Origin of the sequence: Halosimplex amylolyticum (assembly GCF_051414035.1) — an archaeon.
GTDB lineage: Archaea > Halobacteriota > Halobacteria > Halobacteriales > Haloarculaceae > Halosimplex > Halosimplex amylolyticum.
The window spans coordinates 1282923-1302684 of sequence record NZ_JBLKNW010000001.1 but is presented as its reverse complement, the minus strand read 5'-3'; the positions used below and the strand labels follow the sequence as shown (position 1 = coordinate 1302684).

Annotated in this window: 12 protein-coding genes; 3 read left to right on the top strand and 9 right to left on the bottom strand. The window is 66.1% G+C overall.

All coding sequences use genetic code 11. The annotated features are described in order from the left end of the window. Window position 1 precedes the first annotated feature (1 nt). From ACMGFE_RS06205 to ACMGFE_RS06190, 4 genes are all read right to left on the bottom strand, one after another. Complete coding sequence (locus ACMGFE_RS06205) at window positions 2-1132, bottom strand: ABC transporter permease (RefSeq protein ID WP_436924205.1); 1131 nt, start codon at window positions 1130-1132, stop codon at window positions 2-4. Between the two features lie 153 nt (window positions 1133-1285). Next, window positions 1286-2290 (bottom strand): ABC transporter permease, encoded by a 1005-nt coding sequence (locus ACMGFE_RS06200; protein ID WP_436924204.1) that lies wholly within the window; start codon window positions 2288-2290, stop codon window positions 1286-1288. Between the two features lie 119 nt (window positions 2291-2409). Further along, the gene (locus ACMGFE_RS06195; RefSeq protein ID WP_436924203.1) at window positions 2410-2604 is read right to left on the bottom strand and encodes a hypothetical protein; all 195 of its coding nucleotides are present in this window, start codon (window positions 2602-2604) and stop codon (window positions 2410-2412) included. 217 nt (window positions 2605-2821) lie between these two features. Beyond that, window positions 2822-4756: an ABC transporter substrate-binding protein gene (locus ACMGFE_RS06190; protein WP_436924202.1), complete on the bottom strand. Its 1935-nt coding sequence runs from the start codon at window positions 4754-4756 to the stop codon at window positions 2822-2824. Between the two features lie 160 nt (window positions 4757-4916). Here ACMGFE_RS06190 and ACMGFE_RS06185 point away from each other — a divergent pair, with 160 nt between their 5' ends. Further along, window positions 4917-6377, top strand: coding sequence for a pectate lyase family protein (locus ACMGFE_RS06185; RefSeq protein ID WP_436924201.1), 1461 nt, complete (start codon window positions 4917-4919; stop codon window positions 6375-6377). A gap of 214 nt (window positions 6378-6591) precedes the next feature. On the opposite strand, the gene ACMGFE_RS06180 is transcribed toward ACMGFE_RS06185, so the two are convergent. Then, entirely contained in the window at window positions 6592-9237 is a 2646-nt protein-coding gene (locus tag ACMGFE_RS06180) for a DUF7282 domain-containing protein (RefSeq protein WP_436924200.1), read from the bottom strand. 134 nt (window positions 9238-9371) lie between these two features. Further along, entirely contained in the window at window positions 9372-10418 is a 1047-nt protein-coding gene (locus ACMGFE_RS06175; RefSeq protein ID WP_436924199.1) for a Gfo/Idh/MocA family protein, read from the bottom strand. A gap of 806 nt (window positions 10419-11224) precedes the next feature. Here ACMGFE_RS06175 and ACMGFE_RS06170 point away from each other — a divergent pair. Beyond that, a complete protein-coding gene (locus ACMGFE_RS06170; protein ID WP_436924198.1) occupies window positions 11225-13456 on the top strand; it encodes a pectate lyase family protein in 2232 nt (743 codons plus the stop codon). Window positions 13457-13635: 179 nt separating this feature from the next. Then, window positions 13636-15873 (top strand): pectate lyase, encoded by a 2238-nt coding sequence (locus ACMGFE_RS06165; RefSeq protein ID WP_436924197.1) that lies wholly within the window; start codon window positions 13636-13638, stop codon window positions 15871-15873. A 100-nt stretch (window positions 15874-15973) separates the two neighbouring features. Here ACMGFE_RS06165 and ACMGFE_RS06160 read toward each other — a convergent pair whose 3' ends face one another. The 3 genes from ACMGFE_RS06160 to ACMGFE_RS06150 form a co-directional block, all read right to left on the bottom strand. Then, window positions 15974-17521 (bottom strand): glycoside hydrolase family 28 protein, encoded by a 1548-nt coding sequence (locus ACMGFE_RS06160; RefSeq protein WP_436924196.1) that lies wholly within the window; start codon window positions 17519-17521, stop codon window positions 15974-15976. Window positions 17522-18145: 624 nt separating this feature from the next. Continuing rightward, window positions 18146-18436, bottom strand: a complete 291-nt coding sequence (locus ACMGFE_RS06155) for a translation initiation factor eIF-1A (protein ID WP_135362923.1) — start codon at window positions 18434-18436, stop codon at window positions 18146-18148. A 112-nt stretch (window positions 18437-18548) separates the two neighbouring features. Next, window positions 18549-19754 carry an NAD(P)/FAD-dependent oxidoreductase gene (locus ACMGFE_RS06150; RefSeq protein ID WP_436924195.1) on the bottom strand — a complete coding sequence of 402 codons (1206 nt, stop codon included), beginning with the start codon at window positions 19752-19754 and terminating at the stop codon, window positions 18549-18551. Between the last annotated feature and the right edge of the window lie 8 nt (window positions 19755-19762).

Sequence of the window (19762 nt, the reverse complement as noted above, 5' to 3'; positions counted from 1 at the left end):
CTCAGACACCTCCGACCATGCTTTCGCCGCTCATCTCGTCGTCTTCGCCGCTCGTCTCGCCGCCCTCGGAGCGCTTCTCGTGGCGGGCGCGGACACGCGGGTTGAAGACGCGGTCCAGGGACTGTCCGAGGAGGATCAGGCCGATAGAGAAGACGATGATCGCGATCATCGGCACCAGGAACCAGTGGAGCGCGCCGGGTCTGTAGTGGGCTCCGCTCTGGTAGGCCTGGTTGAGCGTGATCCCCCAGTTGAGTTTCTCGAAGGGCAGGATGCCCAGGTAGTACAGGCCGACCGCCGAGAAGATGACCCGGCGAGCGGCGTTGGTGAGGTTGATCACGACGAACGGCATCAGGTGCGGGACGATCTCCTTGAAGATGATGTCCCGGTTGGGGATGCCCATCGCTCGCGACGCCTCGACGAACGACTCCGAGCGCAGCGTGAGCATCTGCGAGCGGATCGCCCGCGCGAGTCCGCCCCACGCGGCGATGCTCAGCAGAATCCCGATGACGTAAGGGTTGCCTCCGATGGGGAGCAGGAGCGCGAGCACCATCACCGTCGGGAACCCGGGCAGGTTGATGAAGATGTCCGTGATCGAACTCAGGACGGTGTCGGCCCAGCCGCCCTTGTAGCCGGCGATGGCACCGACGAGCGTCCCGACGCCGACGGTCGCGAGCGCCCCCGAAGTCACCATCTTCAGGATCTCCGTGGTCGAGAAGACCACCTGCGAGAGCAGGTCCCGACCCATCTGGTCGGTACCGAGCGGGTAGTCCCAGTTCTGGAACGGTTTCGCGAGCGCACCGGCCTCGCCGACCTCGGTGGGTTCGATGATGTGCGGTCCCACGATGCCCATGAACAGGTACGCGAAGACGATCGTGAACCCGATTCGGGCGCGCCAGTCCGTCCAGACGATGAGAAACGGCGCGCGGACGTAGGCGTCGTAGATCTTCCGTAGCCTGTCGAGGCGCGTCTCCTCGACGGAGGAGACGACCTCGAACGGCGAGTCGACCCCCACGTTCCCGCCGTCGGTCCGCGCGACGCGGTCGTCGGCGTCGGTCGACCCGTCGCGTCCCGGAATGGCCTCGAGCGCGTCGGCGTGGTCCTTCCGGTCGGGTCCGTCGTTCGAATCACTCATCGCTCGATCCCTCCGCTGGTACTGATCGCTCGGTGAATTCCATGTCTCTGTGTGTCTCGATCGTCAGTGACGGGACGGTCCCGTCGCCGCTGTCGCGCCCCGGCGCCACCTGCGCCGGCCGTTCGCGGGACGGGAGCGCCCGTCCGCTCGGTCTCAGTACGACTCACTTTCCTGCCCTCGTGCTCGCGGGTCCAGATAGCCGTACGTCAGGTCGGCGATCAGCAACGCGGTGACGACCGCGAGTGTGATGATCACGAACCCGCCCATCATCAGCGGGTAGTCGCGCTGATAGGTCGCCGACAGCATGTACCACCCGATGCCGCGGTACTGGAACACCTGTTCGAGGATGACGGACCCACCGAACATCTCGCCGATGCTGATGAGCAGCGTCGTGTACATCGGGAGGATGGCGTTGCGGGCGACGTACTGCGTCGAGATAGTCACGTCAGAGAGGCCGCGGAGGCGAGCGACCCGCAGATAGTCCTCACCGAGCACCCGGATCGCGTTGCCACGCATCCCAAGCGAGGCGACCCCCGAGGCGACGATCATCGACAGTATCGGTAACGCGGCGTGCCGTATCACCCCCGAGATGAACGGCCACGTCAGCCCGGCTTCGACGCCGGTTGCCCGTTTGCCGCCGGTCGGGAAGAGGCCCCATCGGTACGACATGAAGATGAGCAACATGATTGCCAGCACGTAGAACGGGATCGACCCCATCAAGATCGCCCACGAGGTCAGCCCCACGTCGAGTTTCCCGCCTTCCCAGTACGCCATCAGCGCGCCGACGGAGATGCCGATAAAGAAACTGATGAACGTCGCCCAGCTCAGGACGAACAGCGTCCAGGGGAGCGACTGGGCGATGATGTCGGTAACCGCCTCCTGATAGTACACCGACTGGCCCAGATTCCCCTGGGCCATGTTCGCCATGTACTCGACGTACGCCGCCGGTATCGGTTTCGTCGGGTCGACGCTCAGTCGGAGTTCGACCAGTTCACGCGCCCGCACCGGATCCATCCCACGCCGTTCGAGCTGCCGAATCATCGCCCCCATCGGATTGCCCGGCATCATCCGGACGATCACGAACGAGAGCGTGATGACGGCCCACGAGGTGAACGCTGTCTGCCCTAGCCTGCGCAGACGCCAGTCTATGTTTACCATGATCCTACTACTTGAAGGGTAGTGATTCCGAAGGCCTTGAATGTATCCCTATACGCGCGCGCACACGATGGCCGTCGGTCAGGTGTCACACCCGCCGGTCCGGCGTCACCGCCGCGGTGTCAGAACGGTTCCCACTCGGTGCGGATGACGATGGCACTGGCGACGAACGTCAGGATCGTCGGGACGAGCGTTAACTGTGCGACGACGTACGGGGCGGTACCGGGCTCCAGGTAGTAGAAACTGAACGCCAGCAGCAGGAAAAAGAGGATGTCGACCCCGAGGATCACTTTCGCGGCGGACTTGAGCAGGCCCATACCCCCCGAGTGACGCCGGCGAGATATAAGCGTTCGCTCGGACGGTCGCGACCGTCGGGGAGACGGCGGGCAGGGAACCCGGACGAGAGCGTGACGGTGGCGACGCTACGTCGGCAGCGTGACTTCACCAGCGTGACGGCGCCAGTGCGATGGCTCCACGCGGAGTGTATCGGCAAAAAACGGGGTGAATCGGGGCCGTCGACGGTGTCTCGCCCGGTCAGTTACCGGTGTAGCTGATTCCGTCGCCGACTTTCGTCGCGATGAACAGCGCGTCGTCGATCCCTTCGGTGACCTCCGAGGGGGCGTTGAGCGACCAGTTCGCCGTGTTGAACGCGCCCGCGTCGGGCTCGTACATGTTCTCGTGCTCGGGGACGTACTGGTTCCACCACCACATCAGCTCCTTGTGGTACTGGGAGTCGCCGGTCGTCTGCCAGCTCTGGATGTGCTCGGCGACGTTGATCTGCTTGGTGCCGCTGGACCCTTCGGGGTCGCCGATGGGCATCGGGATCTCCGCGTCGAGCGAGAACTGCGCGAGGCTGGAGAGCCAGTCGACGACCAGACCCGGCGCCCACATCGCGGTGATGCCGTTCGCCGAGGAGCCGTCGGGGATCATCTCGTACTCGCCGTTCTGGCGACGTTCGTCGAAGGTCGCGGAGTCGACGGAGTTCTGGGTCACGCTGACGCCGAACGCCTCGAGGTTCTTCTGGAGCACCTGGAAGTCCACGCGCTCGGTCGCGTTCAGGAACTCGAGCTCGAACTGCTCGCCGTCCGGCGTGATCCAGTTGCCGTTGCTGTCCTGCTCGAAGTCGGCTTTGCGCAGGTACTCGGCGGCGCGCTCGGTGTCGTTCTGCCCGTACACCTCGAAGTCCTCGACCCACTCGGTGGCCTCGTGTTCACCGAGTTCCATGATCCGGCCGGGGACGCGGCACGGCGCCCACTCGAAGCGGCGCTTGACGCCCTGGAGCAGGTTGTCGACGCCCTTCCGGTTGAACACGTGACAGATAGCCTTCCGGACGTTCCGGTCGTTGACCGGCGTGTCGTAGTCGTTGTTGGCGCCGCAGTTGAACGTGAACAGGCTGTTGGCCGACCGCGCCTCGCGGTACAGCGAGTGCGTGTCCGGCAGCTGTCCCTTCAGGTCGTCCTGGACCGGGAAGCCGCCCGCGGTCGCGTCGATCTGGTCGTTCGCGTACGGCTGGATCGGCTGGTTCGTGTTCGGGAAGTTCCGCATCGCGAACTCCCGGAAGTTGATGTTCTCGGCGTTGGGGTGGTCCTCGTAGAGCTCGCAGACGATGACGTTGTCACCGACGTTCGCGATCTGGAAGGGGCCGTGGCCGATGGCGTTGTCGCCGCTGATCTTCGGATAGTTCGACGTCGTGATCTCCTCGATGACGGCCGTCTTGTCGTCGCCCGAGGTGTTGCGGAGGCGCTCGTGCCAGTCGCTCCATTTGTCGTCGTCGTGCTTCGTGAAGACCCCGCGTGCGAGGTTGCCGTGGTAGTCCGCGATGGTGTTCTGCATCGCGAACTTCGGCGCGTACGGCGTGTGGAGGTTGACGCGGACGAGCTGGTCGTCGACCGCCTCGATGCTCTCCATCGCGACGTGGGCGTTCTCGCCGTCCTCGGCCTGCGCCTTGAGGATCTCCAGTTCGATCTGCTGCTCCATCACGTAGTCCTGGGCGACGAACTGGTCACCGTTGTGCCACGTGTAGTCGTCGCGGAACGTGGCCTCGAGGGTGGTGTCGTCCGTCATCTCCCAGTCGTCGATCATCACGGGGATGATCTCGTCCGCCGAGGGGCTGTAGGCCGCCGGGCGGTCCATGATCGCCGCACCTGGCCACCAGCAGCCAGTCTGCGCCGGGTTCCACGGATTCAGGTGGCGCTCGGGCGGGGCCGCGTCGGCGTGGTCGAAGAGACGGAATCGGGCGTCGTTGACGCCGGACATACCATCGCCGCCGTCTCCGCCGTCGCCTCCGTCGCCGCCGTCGCCGCCGTCGCCGCCATCTCCGCCGTCGCCTCCGTCGCTCCCGTCACCGGGCGTCGGGGTCCCGTCGTTCCCCGAGCAACCGGCGAGCAGGATGACGCTTCCGGCGGCACCGGCCCTGATAAAGTCACGTCTCGTACTCCCGTCTGTCCGCCAGTTGTCAAAGTCTGGCATACCCCGACGTTGCACATGACTGTATATATACTTAACTATCTTTGGGCCACGTATCGACGTCGACACCGTCGCCGTCCCGCGACTGGCTCGTCGCCCCGGCGCCGGGGCTGGAGCGATGGTCTCCGGCAACTTTAACGGAGGGTGACCCATGGAGTCGGGTATGACTGACGAACGCGGACCAGACAGCGACAGTGACGGGGCCCGCAGATCGGCGATTTCGCGGCGACGACTCCTCGCGATCAGCGGCGTCGCCGCGGCGAGCGCGATGGCAGGGTGTAACGCCTTTGGCGGCGACTCGTCGCCGTCCGACACCGGACCGACGGCCGAGCCGACCGACTCGCCCACACCGACGCCCGCGGCGACGCCGACCCCGGACGCCACGCAGACGGCGGCGGAGACGCCGACAGCGACGGAGACCCCCGACCAGACGACTATCGCGTCTGGCTTCGACGCCGGAACCCTGGGCGAGTCGCCGAGTTCGCACGTCGCGCCCACGGACGGCTTCGCAGACGCGACGTGGCTGTCGGGCGCGCTCCCCGACGTGGTCAAGGTCACCAATCTCGACGCTTCTGGCGAGGGGTCACTGCGGTGGGCACTCGGCCGGCCCGGGGCGCGGATCGTCGTCTTCGAGGTCGGCGGGGTGATCGACCTCGACGGGGACACCCTGACCGTCTCCCGGCCGAACGTCTTCGTCGCCGGCCAGACCGCGCCCTCACCCGGGATCACGATACTCCGGGGTGGCCTCCACGTGAACGCGGACAACGTGATCCTCCAGCACCTGCGCGTCCGCCCGGGCGACGAACTCTCGGGCCCGATCGACGCGATCGGTAACGACGGCGGGTCCAACGTCGTCATCGATCACTGCACGGCGACCTGGGGGACCGACGAGACCATCTCGACGAACTCCCCGGACGCCCCCGACGTGACGATCAGCAACAACCTCATCGCCGAGTGCCTCGTCGACTCTATCCACCCGAAAGGCGACCACTCGATGGGGACCCTCGTGATGAACAACAGCGACAACGTCACCATCGCGGGGAATCTCTGGGCGCACAACGTCGGCCGACACCCGCGGCTGAAAGGCGGGACGAGTTCCGCCGTCGTGAACAACGTGATGTACAATTTCGACCGCGGGACGAACCTCGGCGGCGGCGTCTCCGACGAGACGACGGCCTCGATCGTCGGGAACTACTACCGCGCCGGGACGATCACCGACGAGTCGGACCCGGTTATCGGCGCGACCTTCACCGACGCGGACGGCCCCGTGCGAGCGTATATCGCGTACAACGAGACGGACCCCTCCATGCCCGTCGTCGACCAGGGAGCACCCATCGAGGCGCTCTCCGAGCGCCCGGTCTGGCCCGACGGACTCACGACGCGGCGGGGGAGCGACGCCTACGAGAGCGTACTCGCGGGCGTCGGTGCGCGGCCCGCCGACCGCACCGACCACGACCGACGCATCGTCGCCGACGTCCGGGACCGCTCCGGATCCCCGATCGACAGCCAGGACGACGTGGGTGGCTACCCCGAACTGGCGCCGACGACCCGCGAACTGTCCGTTCCCGACGAGAATCTCGCCGAGTGGATCCGCGAGTTCACCGTCACTGTCGAGTCCGTCTGACCGGCGCTCCGCGTCCCGGGGCGTCGGCGTAGCCATATCCTCGAAGTCCACCGCCGACGAGTGCCTTCAGTTGGTCGCGATCGACGACCTGCCGGCGTCTTCTCTCGTGATCGATCGCCGTCGCTGTCGTTCGTCAGTAATTGCCGATCCAGCCGATCGCGAGCGGCGGTGCTATCGGGCGTAGCGCGTCGAAAAATGGGGAATCGCGTTCGGTTCAGTCGCGGCGGCGGCCGAGCAGCACGGCGGCCAGCAGCGCGACGAGTGCGGCGGCGACGCCGAAGCCGGGGCCGTCACCGGCCGTCGTCTCGGGCGGTTCCTCCGTCGGCGTCGGCTCGTCACCGTCGTCCGGAGCGTCCGTCGGGGTCGCGGTGGCGGTCGCGGTCGCGGTCGGCGTCGGCGACGGCGTGGCGGTGGCCGTAGCCGTCTGGGTCGCTTCGACCGTGTACGCGACGCTGCCGGTGACCGGCTCGCCGGCGTCGGTCACGTACGCGCCGTCCTCGGCCGGGAAGTCGAACTCCTCGTTGAAGTTCGTGTCCTGGTGGACCAGCACGTACAGCTCCGTGTCCTCGTCGGCCGGCTCGGAGAGCTCGACCTCGAGACCGTCGTGGCTTCCGGGTTCGAGGTAGTCGGTCTCGCCGATGGTCGGTCCCTGCGGGCTGCCGGTGTGAACCGAGACGAAGCCGCCGTCGCTCAGCTCGACGCTGTCGACGGTGACCGTCTCGCCCGACCCGGACTGGTCGCTGACCGAGACGCTCCCGGTCGGCTGTGCCCGGATCTCTCCGCTGATCTCCTGGACGACGAGCGGCGTCTCGTAGGCGTCCGGGAGGTCTGCGACGACCGAGGCGTAGGCGGTGACGTCCGTGCCCACGGGCAGGTCGCTCGTGTCGAACGTCGCCGAGATGGTACCCCACGGTGCGGTCGACGGGCCGTCACAGCAGATCTGCGGGCCCAGGCCGCTCAGGCCCATCTCGCCCGTGCTCTCGTCCATGATGACGGTCCCGTTGTCCGCGGTAGCGACGAGCCTGATGCCCATCGCCGTCCCGCGGGCCAGCGTCGAGTTGAACTGGACCTGGGCCTCCTCGGACTGCTGGAGGCGGATCTCGTCGCCGGGCGTGACCGCGACGGTCTTGCCCTCGACGATGCGGAACGTGGTGGTCTCGGTCTTCTCGCCCTGTTCGGTGTCGATGGTGAGCGTCGCCTCGAACTCGTCACCGACGTCCGGCTGGGTCGGCTCGCCGTCCTCGTAGAACGCCATCTCGTTGAGCTTGAACGAGAAGAACAGCCCGGTCTGCTCGCTGGAGTTGTAGATGCGCGGGTCCGAGGAGCTGTTGTCGGGCACCACGTAGACGCCCGAGGAGTTCTCGGAGAGGTCAAGGCGGAGCGGCGTGCCGTCCTCGGCGTTCGTCTGGGTGACGTTCAGCGAGAGCGGCGAGCTCTGGAACTTCTCGACCGAGTCGCGGCCCGGCGAGAGGTCGATCGCCTCGAAGATCTCCGTGCTCGTCTCGTAGTGGAGCCACATCTCGTCGTAGTACGAGTTGTTGACGTTCGTGTTGTAGGCGATCGTCGAGTCGCCGGAGGCGTGGCCGTCGCCGATCTGGGTGCCGATCCCTTCCGGCGTGTCGTGGTCCGGGTTCGTGTACGCGATGGTCATCGTCTTCGAATCCCGGATGGTGGCGTTCTCGATCGTGTAGTCCGGCTGGAGCACGTCGCGGACCGTGCCCGAACCGTTCGCGATCTCGATGCGGTACTCGTCTTCGAGCAGGACGTCCTGGTCGCGGAAGTCGCTCGTCATCGTCTCGTTGGTGTACCCCGGTGCGTAGAGGTGCACGTCGAACGACTCGTCGGCCATCCCGCTGAAGTCGAACTTGCCGGTGAGGAAGCCGTAGGGGATCGTCCCTTTGTCGTCCTCGTCGAGGTTGATGTTACCCTCGGTCTCGATGGTCGCGGTCTGGTTCTCCCGCGTCTCGTTGTCGGGGACGAGGACCATCTTCGCGCGCGATCCGGTCATCAGGGTCGTGTTCGCGGTGATCCCCTGATTGAAGGAGTTCGCGGGCGCGTAGCTGTCGTTCATCGTGGCGCCGCCGTCGACCATCTCGAATGAGACCGTCTCGGTCTGGCCCTCGATGTCGAAGGTCGCCTCGTACTCCTCGCCCGTCTCGAAGCTGGCGTTCTCGCCGTCGGCGCTCAGCTTGGCGCGGTTGGGGTCGACCCAGACGTACAGGCCTGTGTCGGGCTCGTCGCCCCGCGTGATGTCACCCTCGACCTCTTCGGTGTCGGCGAAGACCATCACCGGCGGGATGTCGGCCTCGGTCGGCTGGCTGAGTTCGGGCTCGGCGTAGTCCTCCTGGTTCGCCGCGATGTCGAGCGTCTTCTCGCCGTCGACCTGTTCGACGGTCAGGTCCCAGCTCTCGTTCTCGATGAACGCCTGCGTGACCAGGCCCTTGTCACCGCCCTCCGCGGGCGGGTTCAGGGCTTCGAGCCCGTCGGTCTCGACGTGGAGCGCGAGCATATCCCACTTACCGTTGGGGTTTCGCGCGGTCGAGTTGTCGACGATGAGCTCGCGGTCGCCCTCCGCGTTCGTGAACATCTCGATGCCTTCCGATTCGTTGCCGTCGTACTCGTTCGGCGGCACCGGGTACGGCCCGTTAGCCTCGCCCGGATCGCGGAACCACGAGATCGTCAGCGCCTTCGCGCTCCCGTTGTCGAGCGTCGCCAGCGCCGCTTCGCTGTCGACGGCCGACTGATCGCCGCTGTCTGTACCCGTCTGTGCTCCCGCGACGGCGACCGTCCCCGCCACCACGGAGAGGACCATCACTGTCGCGAAGAATACGGCTCCGATCGTGTTGGATCGTGCTGTCATATCTGAACCACTGGAATATACGTCCCAAACGTTAACGCACCACCTTATATATGTTTGTGATCTTTCGGCACGATCTGGCCAGTCGCCGATCGGTACGTGGCGATTCGACGAGATTTACGTGCGTATCGGCCGACTCAGTCGAAGACGCCGTCGAGGAACGGGAACTCCGCTGCAAGCGAAAGCCGCTCGTTCCGGCGACCCGACTCGTAGGCGGCCATCGTCACGACCACCGCCTTCAGTCCGTCGAGCGCGGTGGCCGGCGGTTCCTCGCCCGTCTCGACTGCGTCGAGGAACGCTCGCCCCTTGCTCAATCGCCGGTCGTAGCCGTTGTACGGGTCGTGCTCGGTGCCGTCGGCGTCGATAGTCGTGCCCGTCCGGTCGTCCCATTCGCGGCCTTCCAGATACACCGCGCCCTCCTCGTCCCAGATGTGGACGTGCTCGCGCGTCCGCGCGACCACGCCCGTGTCCGAGACGTTCGCCATCGCGCCCTCTTCGAACTCGATTATCGTCGAGGACTGCTTGTCGAATATCTGGTCCTCGTCGTGGAAATCGACGTAGGCGTTGACGTGCGTCGGCGTCAGTCCCGTCGTCCAGAGGATGGCGTCGACGACGTGCGTGCCGACGTTGAGGAGGTGCCCGCCGCCGCTCAGGTCGGGGTCCATCCGCCAGTCCTCCATGTGTTCGTAGTACGACTGCCAGTCGTGCGTGATCTCGCCCGTGATAAATCGGGGTTCGCGGTCGCCGAGCGCCCACCGCTCGCGCGCCAGGTCGTAGGCCGGGTTGAAGTGGCGCTGGTAGCCGACCATGAACGTGCGCTCGCTCGCCTCGGCGCGCTCCCAGAGATCGTGGGCGTCCTCGACGCTTGTCGCGAGGGGCTTCTCGCAGAGTACGTGCAGGTCTCGATCGAGCGCCGCCGACGCCTGCCGGTAGTGGAGCCCGTTCGGGGTCGCGATCCCCACCGCGTCGAGCGGTTCCTCGTCCAGCATCGTCTCGTAATCGAGATACTGCGAGGACGCCGGGACGGACAGTTCCTCACCCGCGTCCGCGAGACTCTCCTCGCTGACGTCCGCGAGCGCGACGAGTTCGGAGTCGGGGAGCTCCTCGAACTGGCGCGCCAGCCGGATCCCGAGGCTCCCGACGCCGGCGATACCGACGGTTACCGCATCGGATCGATCGACCATAACGAGTTTCTGTTGACGGAATTCGCCAATAACTGTTTCCCTCGGGGCCGATCGACCACACGGTCGCTTTCGGACCAGACCCCGGATACGGGCCGCAATCGCGCGATGCGATATCGGATTCTGTTCCCCAGGAGAGAACTTTCAAACGCGGAATTCGGGGCCGTATTCTCCCTTAACAGCTGTGTAGCCGGTACACGAGCCGCCTCACGATGTATTCGGGACACAGGAACGTCGAGAAAGCAGGTCGTTTACAATTACTTGCTCTCAGGAGGTCAGATAGGGACATTCCAGCGATAGCAACGTAATCCGGCGGAACCCTCCGCCGTACAGAATAATTACAGTATTACCAGTGTAATACGTGCCCCAGTCCAGTCGAGAGCGAGACACTGGAACGCTTCGTGACCAGAGCGGGTGATTTCAGCCGACGTGAGAGTCGCTGGTCGGCCGTCGCATCGGTGACGAAGCCGCGATCGAACTTTCGGGGCCACCCCGTTCTTCGCTTGGGAACAGGAGTCTCCGTGCATGGAACGACTAGATCGCGTCGTTCCGTCGGGAAACCGCTCGATATCGGGGCAGAATCGATCGTAGAGCGGGAACGAACGAGATGGGACCCCTTACTTCCGTTCCCGAGAGGAAAACGTCCCGGGAGCGGCTCGAAATGTCCCTCTCACGGCGGTTTCGCCGATCACGACCTTCCAGGAGGCACGAATTCGGGAACTCGCCGCCCCGGACTGCCGAGGCGGTGCCGCTGTCGCCCGTCCAAAAGGATTAATATTGTTCATTCGAACCGGTTAAGACAGACGACAATGAATCCCGATAGACGAACATTTATCCGAACGCTGGGGGCCGGCTCCATCGCTGGCCTCGCCGGTTGTTCCGCGTTGTCGGGCGACGACGACACGGACACGCCGGAGGGCGACACGGAACCGACGGACGGCGAGGAGACGCCGACCGCCACTTCCACGCCCGAATCGACCGATACCGACACCGACACCCAGACGGACACCGGCGGAGGCGGCGAGACGGAGGGCCCCACGATCATCACGCTCAAGGCGGCCGGAGCGGACATCTGGAACACGACCGACCTCGGTCACATCTATTTCGCCGAAGTGAGCGGTGACTTCGACGCGCGAGTGGAAGTTACGTCCCTCGAGAACACGAACCCCCACGCCAAGGCAGGGCTGATGGCCCGGGCTGCGCTCGACCCCGGATCGCGAAACGTGATGGTCCGCAAACGCGCGGGCTACGGGCTCTCTCCCCAGTGGCGTCCGCAGGACGGCGCCTCGACGACGAGTACCACCTCCGAAGCGGGCGCCCCGCTCAGCCGGGTCGAAGGCGGCATGATGGAGAACGCGACCTGGCAGCGCCTGGAGCGGGTCGGCGACAAGATCCGCGCGTACGGCTCCGAGAACGGCGAGGACTGGACGCTCATGGTCGAGCTCACCACCGACCAGATCGAGCTTCCCGACACGGTCGTCCTCGGACTCGCCGCGACGAGCCACGACAACGCCAACGCGACGACGGCCAAGTTCCGGAACCTCTCCGGGGTCGAGCCGACGGAGAACCAGGACCTCGGGAATCCCATCATCTCCGGGAGCGTCTCGGTCGCGCAGGCTGCCGTCGTCTCCGACCTCGGCGCCGACGCCTCGCCGGAGTCGGCGACGTTGCAGGGGACGCTCACGAGCATGGGCGGCGCGGATAGCGTCGACGTGCGATACGAGTACCGCGAGGCGACGACCGAAGAGTGGACCGAAACAGACGCGACGACGCTCTCCGAGTCCGGTCCGGCCGAGGTCGATATCTCCGGTCTCACCCCGCGCCGGTACTACGAGTTCCGCGCGATCGCCGATACGGGCGACAACGAGTTCAGTACCGTCGCACAGCTGTTCTCGACCCCGAGCGGCTCCGACGGCAGTTCCGAGGAGGGACCGGCCAGCAGTTCGAACGTCGACCCCGCCGACGGCTTCGCCGACCTCGCCCCGTGGGTGGACGACGACACGCCGCTCGTTGTCGTCGACGAGCCCACTCGCGAGTCCCTGGCGGCCGCGACGAGCATCCCCGGCCCCCGCATCGTCGTCTTCGAGACGAGCGGGACGATCGACCTCGGTGCCGAGGACCTCAACGTCCGGAACGACAAGTGCTGGATCGCCGGTCAGACCGCGCCGTCGCCCGGGATCACCCTGATCCGCGGCGGTCTGTGGGTGTACGGGAACGACTGCGCCGTCCAGCACATCCGCGTGCGGCCCGGCACTGCCGGCCAGGACGAGGGCTGGCAGCCCGACGCCATCGAGGTGGCCGACGACACGAGCGGGAACGTCGTCGACCACTGTACGGGCACGTGGGGCGTCGACGAGAACATCAACGTCGGGTACGACACGAACAACTCGACGATGACGAACTGTCTCGTCGCCGAACCGCTCAACGACGCCACCCACGTCAAGGGCGAGCACGGCTACAACTCGATCATCGGCGACCGGGCGAAGAACGTCACGCTCTCGGGTAACATCTGGGCGCTCGGGACCGACCGCAACCCCCGTCTCAAGCAGGGCACCGAGACCGTCGTCGTCAACAACTTCGTCCACCACTACAGCGACGGCATGTGGGCCGACCCGGAGACCAAACACAGCATCGTCGGCAACGTCTTCGAAGATCCGCAGACCGACCAGCCCAACATCTTCGGCGAGGGCAGCGTCTACGCCGAGGACAACGTCCAGCGGGACGACGCCGACGTGCCGATGATCGGCGACGGGATCAGCCAACTCGACTCCCGCCCGCTCTGGCCGGAGGCGCTCGAACCCGTCTCCTCGTCGGACGTGCGCTCGCACAACCTGGAGCACGCCGGCGCGCGACCGACCGACCGCACCGAGACCGACGAACGGATCGTCGCGAACATCCGCAACGGCGAGGGCGGCGTCATCGACAGCCAAGACGACGTCGGCGGCTACCCCGAACTCGCCGAGAACACGCAGTCGCTCGACGTCCCGACCTCGGGACTGCGCGCCTGGCTTCGCAAGCAGGCCGCGGCCGTCGAACCGTAACGGCCCGCTACCACGCGTCCCTTTTCGTCCTGTTTTCCTTGCCCAGCCCGTTTTCGTGGCCGGTTTTGTTTCCGTTCTCACGCACTGTCCCGCTATCCGCAGGCATCCGGACTGGTTCTCTATTCTATATTACACAAAATATAAATGTCATGGATAACACCTGGTAGTCGTTGTCACTCATGGAGAAAGATAGACGCACGTTCCTCCGAGCCATCGGCCTGGGCACGGCCGGCGGACTGGCCGGTTGTTCCGCGCTCTCGGGAGACGGGACCCCGGGTTCGACGGAGACGCCGGCCGACGGATCGACGGACGCACCGACAGAGACACCGACCGACGCCGACACGGCGACGGCGACGGCGACCGGGACGCCGGAGCCGACCGAACAGGCCCCGGAGGCCGCGGGCGGTAAGACTCTCGTGACGGTGAAAGGCGGGGGCGAAGACATCTGGGACAGCAACGACTTCGGGCACTTCTACTACGAGACGCTGACGGGCGACTTCGACGTCCGGACGGAGGTCGTCTCCGTCCAGAACACGGACACCTACGCGAAGGCCGGGCTGATGGCTCGCGCGAGTCTCGACAGCGGGTCGCGCAACGTGTTCATGCGAAAGCGGCCGGGCGACCTCCCGGTCTCGCCGCAGTGGCGGCCGGAAGACGGGACCGCGTCGGCCAGCGTCACCTCCGACGCCGGGAAGGACCTCGCTCGCAACGGCGGCGTCTTCGAGGGGACCTGGCAGCGTATCGAACGCGTCGGCGACACCATCCGTACCTACGGCTCCGCGGACGGCGAGAACTGGACGCTCCTGCTCGAACTCGGACCGAACACGATCGAACTCCCGGACGAGGTGCTCGTCGGCCTGGCCGTCACGAGCCACGACAGGGCCTCCGTGTGCGCGGCCCGGTTCCGCAACCTCGACGGGTTCACCCCCGACCAGAACAGCGACATCGGTGGACCGATCATGAGCGGGGAGGTCTCCGTCGTCGAGGACGTCCCGGTCGTCGAGGCCGGCGACGTCTCCGACACGTCGGCTACGGAGGCCACGCTCGCTGGCAACGTGACCAGTCTCGGCGCCGCGGACTCTGCGGAGCTGACGTTCGAGTACCGCGAGATCCCAGACCAAGAGTGGTCCGAAGCGGGCGCGACCACTGCCTCGTCGACCGGCGAGACGACGGTCACGGCGTCGGCGCTCACGCCGCGACGCTACTACGAGTACCGGGTGACGATCGACAACGGCGAGGCGTCTACCACGAGCCCTCACGGTCTGTTCTCGACGGCGGGACCGGGAAGCGGCGACGGGAGCGACGGGCCGAGGTCCGCGTCGGCGGTCGACCCGTCGGACGGCTTCACGGAGCTCGCGCCGTGGCTCGACGACGACACGCCGCTCATCGTGATCGACGAACCGTCGGCCGCGAAGCTCAAGACGGCGCTCAACATCAACGGGCCGCGGGTCGTCACGTTCGCGACCAGCGGGACGATCGACCTCGACGCGACCCACCTGGCGATCCCCTACGACGAGTGCTGGATCGCCGGCCAGACGGCCCCGTCGCCCGGGATCACCCTCGTCCGCGGCGGCCTCCAGATCAACGGCGACGACTGCGTCGTCCAGCACCTCCACGTGCGACCGGGTGACGCCGGCCTCGACCGGGAGTGGCAGAACGACCCGATCCGGACCGGCGACGGGACGGAGAACAACGTCGTCGACCACTGTTCGACGACCTGGTCGACCGACGAGAACCTCTCTGTGGGATACGACACGGACGGGACGACGGTGACGAACTGCCTCGTCGCCGAGCCGCTCCACGATTCGCTCCACCCCAAGGGGCCCCACGGCTACAACTCCCTCATCGGGAACAACGCGAAGAACGTCACGCTCGCCGGCAACGTCTGGGCGTTCGTCAAAGATCGCAATCCGCGTCTCAAGCAGGGCACGGAGACCGCGGTCGTCAACAACTTCGTCCACCACCACAGCGACGGGATGTGGGCCGACCCGGAGACCAAACACAGCATCGTCGGCAACGTCTTCGAAGAACCCCAGAGCGAGAAGGCCAACGTCTTCGGCGAGGGCGAGGTCTACGCCGAGGACAACGTCCAGAACGACGACGCCGACGTGTCGATGATCGGGAGCGGGATCACGCGACTGGAGTCGCGCCCGCTGTTCCCCAGCGGCCTGGAATCGTTCGCCTCTGGTGAGACGAAGGCGCACAACCTGAAACACGCCGGCGCCCGCCCGGCCGACCGCACCGAGCACGACGAGCGCATCGTCGCGAACATCCGCAACGGCGAGGGCGGCGTCATCGACAGCCAAGACGACGTCGGCGGCTATCCCGACCTCCCGGAGAACACCCACGAGATCTCCGTGCCCGACACCGGCCTGCGCACGTGGCTGCGCGAACGGGCCGTCGCCGTCGAGCCGTAGCGGCCCGGACAGTCCCCTTCTCCCGCTCGCTCCGCAGTGACCGGGAGCGATTGCTGGTCTCTGAGTTCCGATAGAAGGACCAGCGGTCCCTCGGCCAGGTTCAGTCGGCGTCGACCGAGAAGTCGTCCGCGTCGGGCGCGTCGACGTGGTCGGTCAGGTCGCCGTGGTTGCCCGTGAACGAGACCCGGCCGGGGTCCTCGCCGCGGACGCGGAGGAACGCGCCCGAACCCTGCCAGTCACATCCGCTGACGAGCGTCTCGTCGACGTCGAGCAGTTCGAGAACCGGGGGTTCCTGGTCGGCGTCGACGTGGAGCCCGTCGATCGAGACGCGACCGGTCTCCTCGAACGCGAGGGCGGGCGCCTCGTCGGTCCGGATCCGCACGTTGGAGAAGGAGACGTCGTCGATGGACTTGCAGAACAGGCCGTGACGCTGGTCGAACCCGTCGGCCATCGCCGGCGAGAGGTCCGTCGAGTCGAGCGGGCGCGTCGCGTCGATCTCGACGTTCGAGAAGGAGATGTTCTCGAAACGCTGCTCGGGGAGGCCGGCGAAGAACCCGGCCGTCTCGACGTTCCGGGCGGTGACGTTCGAGTACGCGATATTGCGGACCATCGGCGTCGACTCGTCGACGGGGATCGGCTCGCTGTCGATGTCCATGAAGTAGTAGCCGTTGATAGTGAACGGGCAGGCCACCCGCCGCATGACGATGTTGTCGAAGCGGCAGTCCTCGACGACGCCGCCGCGGCCCCGCTGTGTCTTGATCCGGACGCCGCGGTCGGTGTCCGTGAACGTACAGTTGCTGACGGTCACGTCTCGCACGTCGCCGGACATCTCCGACCCGATGACGACGCCGCCGTGGCCCGCTTCGACCGTGCAGTTCGTGACGGTGATCTGCGAGGCCGGGCGGCCGATCCGTCGACCCTCCTCGTCCTTCCCGGACTTGATACAGATAGCGTCGTCGCCAGCGTTGAGATAGCAGTCGCTGATCCGGACGTACTGCGAGGAGTCGATGTCCATCCCGTCGCCGTTCGGTGCGTCGTGAGGGTTCTCGACGTTCACGTCGTGGAACGTGACGTTGTCGGAGAAGACGACGTGGGTGTTCCAGAACGGCGAGTTCCGGAGCGTGATCCCCGAGACGGAGACGTTCTCGGAGTCGTCGATCTGGAACAGCGGCGGCCGGAGCGTGAAGCTGCTCACGTCGTCGGCCTTGTCGTTGGCCGCCCGGAACTCCTCCAGTCGCTCGACGAGGTGGTCGGGCAGGTCCGCGTCGTCCACTCCGTAGAACTGCCACCAGTAGTCGCCCTGGCCGTCGATCGTGCCGCGGCCCGTGATCTCGACGTTCTCCGCATCCTCGATCAGCAGGCAGGGGTGGAAGCCGGTCTGGTTCCAGCCCTCCCAGCGGCTCTCTTTCGACGGGAACGCCTCGTGGTCCCGCACGAACTCGAGCGTCGCACCGGCCTGCAGCTCCAGCGTGGTCTGACTGCCGACCGTGAGCGGCGCGGTGAGGTACGTTCCCGGGGGGACGACGACCGTCCCACCGGTCTCGGCGCACTCGTCCAGGGCCGACTGGAGCGCGTCGGTGTCGCGTTGCTCGCCCGTGCCCGACGCACCGAAGTCTCTCACGTCGCGTCTGCAGTCGCTGGCTAACATGATTCGTCTATCACCGACGCCGTCGATAAAGCTTCCCCTCCCCGCCGCCGTTCCGCGGGGAAGCGGAGACTCCGGGCACCGCCGTTCGATCGGAGAGTTTCACAGCTCTCAAAATTAACCATAATCTGATGCTATTCGAATTCACCAACTATTTGGAGAGGTCTGTCGACGGATCGGGACCAGACCGGTCTCACGGGACAGTCGCTCCGGAGTTTCCCGACGCAACACCGCCAGAGACGCCACGATTCGGCCCGTATCCGGTTCAGACCCATCATCTGTGGCCCTGTTCGGCCGCGACCCCGTCGACAGGCGCCAGTGCGTTCGATCAGCCACCGTTCGAGTGTCGAACCGAGTACAATCGAGGACAGTTTGACGAGGATCAGCCTGCTGCCTTCCGAGAGCCCAGATTCTCGGACACAAGGAGGCGATACTGCCCGACTCTGCCAGCGGATCGGGGGAACCAGAATCGATAGGAAACAGTACTATAACAAAACATATATAAGAATTGTTCCTATATAAGGGGTAGTACATAATCGCAAGCTATCAGGCGTTCGATGGGGACGCGTCGCTCGCGGTGAATCGGCGCGCGGCGCTGTCGCTAGCGTTCGGCGCTCCTGAAAATAATCAGTCGATGTGGCCTTCGTCGCGCAGCTGGTCCGCGTCCTGCTCGGAGTAGCGCCACTCGATGTTGGCCTTCTCGTCCTGCCAGTCCCACGGTTCGACGAGGACGACGTCGCCCTCGCTGATCCACGTGCGGTACTTCATGCGGCCGGGGATCCGACCCATGCGGTCGACCCCGTCCTCGCACTGGACGCGGACGTGGTTGCCGCCGTTGTGCTGTGTTACTACCGCGAACAGTTCGTCGTCCGAGGGCATCCGGAGGTTCCGACGCCCGCTGTTGTCGCTCTCGCTCACAGGTTAGGTACGGGCTCCCCACGTTTAAATCACCTGAGTATCGCGCTACCACGTGACACGACGGCGACAGACGACGGATCCGTCGATTTCCCTACCATCCGCGCCGACCGGCTCAGACGTGGCGTGCGAGCGCCGGGAGTTTCCCGAGGTCGCTCCGGTCGAACGGATACAGGTCGAGGTAGTCGCGGACGGTCAGGTCGTAGGCCTGCAGGCGCTCGACCTGCGCGTCGTTCAGGCGGCCGGCACTGGTGACGAACCGGCGCTGCTGGCCGGGCGTGAAGTCGTACAGCAGTTCGCAGACGATCCGCTGGATCCGCCACTGGATCCCCTTCTCCTCGTTCCACCTGTCCTCGTAGACGCGGAGTCGCTCGCGGGAGGTGTCGCCGCGGTCGAGCGCCGCGAGCGCGACGTTCGCTGCCATCTCCGCGGACTGCATCCCCGGACGGATCCCCTCGCCGAACAGGGGGTTGATGCTTGACACCGCGTCGCCGACGGCGACCAGTCCGTCCATCGCGCGCTGGTTGATGGAGTTGTTCGAGACCGCGTCACCCGCGTGGACGGCGCGCACCTCCTGGGCCTCCCACCGCGGGTCGGCGGCCACCCACGACTCGACGTAGTCGTCGATGGTCCCGTCGTCCGGGAGGCTGTGTCGCTCGTAGAAGTCCTCTATCCAGCAGACGCCGGCCTTGAACGCGTCGTCGCCGGCGGGGAACGTCCAGGCGTAACCGCCCGGCGCGACCTCGTGGTCGAAGCGGAACAGCATCGAATCGAGGTCGTACCGACCGGTCACCTCGTACTCTTTGCCGATGCCCCGCTGTGCGGAATCGGGATCGAACATCCCCAGTTGCTTCGCGAGAACGGCTCTGGGACCAGTCGCGTCGACAACGAGGTCCGCGTCGACCCGGCGCTTCTCGCCGTCGGCCCAGTACCGGACGCCGACGACGCGCCCGTTTTCCACGACGGGGTCGGCGACTCGCGCGCCGGTCCGGACCTCCGCCCCGTGGGCGGTGGCGTCCTCGCCGAGGAACTCCAGGAACGCGGGGAAATCGAGAACGTAGCCGGGGATCGAGAGCGTCGAACTCGCGCCGGGCGCCTCGAAGACGACGTCCTCGTTCTCGGCCATCACCACGTCGTCGGGAACGTCGTAGCGCTCGATAACCTGGTCGAAGGTCCCACCGGTGGACTTGTCGTTGTCCGAGAGCGAGCCGTTGGCTTCGAGCACGAGGACCCCGTACTCGGATCGGGTCGCGACCTCCCGCGCGAACTGGAGGCCGGCCGGCCCACCACCCGCGACGACGACGTCTACGTCTGCCGACATACACGGGG